Here is a 3,343-nt window from a genome sequence, read left to right on the forward strand (position 1 = left end):
GGCATCTCCGATCAGGATCTCTCCCTGCTGGGCTTTATCCTCAATAGTGGGCGCTCACTGGTTATCGTCGTTAACAAGTGGGACGGCCTGAGCAATGAAGTGAGAGAGCAGGTCAAAGAGACCCTCGATTTCCGTCTGGGCTTTATCGACTTTGCCCGCGTGCACTTTATCTCTGCTCTGCATGGCAGTGGCGTCGGTAACCTGTTTGAATCCGTCCGTGAAGCCTATGACAGCTCGACTCGTCGCCAGAGCACCGCGATGCTGACCGCATCATGAACATGGCTGCGGAAGATCACCAGCCGCCGCTGGTGCGCGGTCGCCGCGTGAAGCTCAAATATGCCCACGCTGGTGGTTACAACCCGCCAATCGTGGTGATCCACGGCAACCAGGTGAAAGACCTGCCGGACTCCTACAAGCGCTACCTGATGAACTACTTCCGCAAATCGCTGGACGTCATGGGTACGCCGATCCGTATCCAGTTTAAAGAGGGCGATAACCCGTTCGCTAACAAGCGCAACACCCTGACCCCTAACCAGATGCGTAAGCGTAAGCGTCTGATCAAGCACATTAAGAAAGGCAAGTAACAGGCCTGAGCGTAGCACCGCTATCTAGCCCGCATATTGCGGGCTTTTTAAAATCTTGGACTTAAGCTACTTGCACAGGAATACAGTTCGCTGTGTGGTTCACCGTGTTGTCTGGATTTGCATAGACAAGGCGTGGTTTGTGGGCATTTGCTTCAGATTCAGTGAAATCACCGAATGTAGCAATAATTACGATATCACCAACATCAGCCTGATGCGCAGCACCACCATTCACTGAAATGATGCCTGAATTGTCTTCGCCACGAATTGCATAAGTTGCAAAACGTTTACCATTGGTCACGTTCCACACATGAATTTCTTCGTATTCACGAATGCCAGCCAAATCCATCAAAACGCCATCAATTGCACATGAACCTTCATAGTGTAGTTCTGCATGTGTAACGTGAGCACGGTGAATTTTGCATTTTAATAAACGAGATAGCATGGCTAGCGTCCCCTGAGTTGACCTAAGAGTTTGATCATTTGGTTAAATCAATCTTGCTTGCTGTATGGTGAACAATCGAGCAAACGCATTTTGCTCTGAAATGCGTAAGATGGCAAGAAAGATTATTCAACAATTTATAGAATGATCAGTTTGGTTTATAGGCATTGATTTGGTTCATGGCCTGTTGTACTTCACCATTGACCAGCATCTTGATGCGATTCATGGCATGTGCAATCGCCTCATCCATTAAAGTCTGCTCACTGCTCGGTGCCTTACTCAGTACATGACCGGACACGCGTTCCTTAGAACCTGGGTGACCAATACCGATACGTAAGCGATGGAAGTTCGGACCGATGTGCGGCACGATATCGCGCAAACCATTGTGACCACCATGACCACCGCCAGTTTTCAGGCGAATGATTCCTGGATTCATATCCAGCTCATCATGTGCGATCAGGATTGACTCAGGAGCGATATTATAGAATTTGGCAAAGGGAACAACACTTTTACCAGAAAGATTCATGAATGTTGTTGGAAGAAGTAGACGAACGTCTTGGCCTTCGATATTACCACGACCGCTAAATCCATTGAATTTTGGGTCTTTTTTGAGGGAAATGCCATATTGTTTGGCAAGGCGTTCTACGAACCAGAAGCCTGCATTATGGCGGGTCTGGGCATACTCAGAACCTGGGTTGCCCAAACCTACAATCAGTGAAATATTTGACACTAATTTACACCATCAACACTTATGCGCGTTTGAAGTCAGCGTGCATAGGTGTGTTTTTAGCTGGGTGACGTTGAAGCGCTTGGATTTTAACGCTTTCAGTTTTGCCGTCGATGTTGATTTCAACAACTTCTTCGAAGAAAGCATTGCTTTCTAAAGCTTTAACAAGCTCACGAAGTTCAAGAGTAACAGCTACAGGAGCAGCTTCGCCACCGTAGATGATCGCTGGAACTTTAGCAGCATGACGAAGGCGGCGGCTCGAACCTTTCCCTTGTTGTGCTACTTCACGTGCTTCTGCGTTTAATACGAAGTTTGCCATGATAGACATCCTATTTAAGTTTTAAATGAACCGGACCTGCGACCGATCCGGTGATAGAAAGCCCCGCCAAATGGCAGGGCTTTGGAAATTCAGCGCTATATTATAGATAAGAATCGAACATTGCGCTAATAGATTCTTCGTTGTTAATACGACGAATTGTTTCAGCAACCATGCTTGCTACTGAAACCTGGCGAATCTTACCAAGAGATAAAGCTTCTTCTGAAAGCGGAATGGTATCAGTTACAACCAATTCGTCGATTACAGAATTTTTAAGATTTTCAATCGCTTTACCAGACAGTACCGGGTGAGTTGCATAAGCCACCACTTTACGAGCACCAAAAGTTTTCAATGCATCAGCTGCTTTGCAAAGCGTACCCGCTGTATCCACCATGTCATCAACAATGACACAGTCACGATCTTTTACATCACCAATCAAATGCATCACTTGTGATTCATTCGCTTTTTGACGACGTTTATCGATGATTGCCAGGTCGATATCACCCATCTGTTTCGCAACAGCACGAGCACGTACTACACCACCCACGTCAGGAGAAACAACCATCAGGTTATGATGCTGTTGTTGACGTAAGTCAGCAAGCAATGCTGGAGTACCGTAGATGTTGTCTACAGGGATATCGAAGAAGCCTTGGATTTGGTCAGCATGAAGGTCGATCATCACTACACGGTCAATACCCACAGTCGTCAGCATATCTGCAACAACTTTTGCGGTAATTGGTACACGGCTAGAACGAGGACGACGGTCTTGACGGGCATAACCGAAGTAAGGAATAACGGCGGTAATACGACCAGCACTTGCACGACGCAGCGCGTCAGCCATCACGAGGACTTCCATTAGGTTGTCGTTCGTTGGGGCACAAGTAGGTTGTACGATAAATACGTCTTTACCACGTACATTCTCAGTGATTTCTACAGCAATTTCACCATCAGAAAAGGTAGAAACAGATGCAGCACCTAGAGGAATATGTAAGTGACTTACGACTTTTTGAGCGAATTGTGGATGCGCGGTTCCACTAAAAACGACAAGATTGGGCATGAAGCACCCTTGGCGGTTGGTATGTATGGAAGTAGATGGCAGGGGTAGCTGGATTCGAACCAACGAATGCCGGGATCAAAACCCGGTGCCTTACCACTTGGCGATACCCCTAATGCGGCAGAACTTTAATATTTTTGCGGTATTGTGTCAAGGTAAATTAACACTCTTACTGCAAAACCATGTCCTGTCTTTTTTGAGAAAATGGCAGGGGCGGCTGGAT

At 46.7% G+C, this 3,343-nt stretch carries 5 protein-coding genes, 1 tRNA gene and 1 pseudogene; 2 read left to right on the plus strand and 5 right to left on the minus strand.

Annotation, left to right across the window (positions count from 1 at the left end; translation table 11 throughout):
• Together B4033_RS08720 and B4033_RS08725 are read left to right on the plus strand one after the other, a co-directional pair.
• Positions 1-276, plus strand: a pseudogene (locus tag B4033_RS08720) (ribosome biogenesis GTPase Der); the annotation flags it as partial.
• A 2-nt stretch (positions 277-278) separates the two neighbouring features.
• Positions 279-584 carry a hypothetical protein gene (locus B4033_RS08725; RefSeq protein ID WP_286833252.1) on the plus strand — a complete coding sequence of 102 codons (306 nt, stop codon included), beginning with the start codon at positions 279-281 and terminating at the stop codon, positions 582-584.
• 61 nt (positions 585-645) lie between these two features.
• On the opposite strand, the gene panD is transcribed toward B4033_RS08725, so the two are convergent.
• From panD to B4033_RS08750, 5 genes are all read right to left on the minus strand, one after another.
• Positions 646-1,026, minus strand: a complete 381-nt coding sequence (gene panD / locus B4033_RS08730) for an aspartate 1-decarboxylase (protein WP_286833254.1) — start codon at positions 1,024-1,026, stop codon at positions 646-648.
• 145 nt (positions 1,027-1,171) lie between these two features.
• A complete protein-coding gene (gene pth, locus B4033_RS08735; RefSeq protein ID WP_286833257.1) occupies positions 1,172-1,753 on the minus strand; it encodes an aminoacyl-tRNA hydrolase in 582 nt (193 codons plus the stop codon).
• Between the two features lie 19 nt (positions 1,754-1,772).
• Positions 1,773-2,069, minus strand: a complete 297-nt coding sequence (rplY, locus tag B4033_RS08740; protein ID WP_004814908.1) for a 50S ribosomal protein L25 — start codon at positions 2,067-2,069, stop codon at positions 1,773-1,775.
• 100 nt (positions 2,070-2,169) lie between these two features.
• Positions 2,170-3,123 (minus strand): ribose-phosphate pyrophosphokinase, encoded by a 954-nt coding sequence (locus B4033_RS08745; protein WP_048882398.1) that lies wholly within the window; start codon positions 3,121-3,123, stop codon positions 2,170-2,172.
• 36 nt (positions 3,124-3,159) lie between these two features.
• Positions 3,160-3,234 (minus strand) — tRNA-Gln (locus tag B4033_RS08750).
• Positions 3,235-3,343 lie beyond the last annotated feature (109 nt).

Source organism: Acinetobacter sp. UBA3132 (assembly GCF_002364825.1).
GTDB classification, from domain to species: domain Bacteria; phylum Pseudomonadota; class Gammaproteobacteria; order Pseudomonadales; family Moraxellaceae; genus Acinetobacter; species Acinetobacter schindleri.

Excerpts from the sequence above, each read along its gene's own strand:
- B4033_RS08725 (WP_286833252.1), top strand. The coding sequence starts at position 279 with ATGGCTGCGGAAGATCACCAGCCGCCGCTGGTGCGCGGTCGCCGCGTG.
- panD (WP_286833254.1), bottom strand. The coding sequence starts at position 1,026 with ATGCTATCTCGTTTATTAAAATGCAAAATTCACCGTGCTCACGTTACA.
- rplY (WP_004814908.1), bottom strand. The coding sequence starts at position 2,069 with ATGGCAAACTTCGTATTAAACGCAGAAGCACGTGAAGTAGCACAACAA.
- B4033_RS08745 (WP_048882398.1), bottom strand. The coding sequence starts at position 3,123 with ATGCCCAATCTTGTCGTTTTTAGTGGAACCGCGCATCCACAATTCGCT.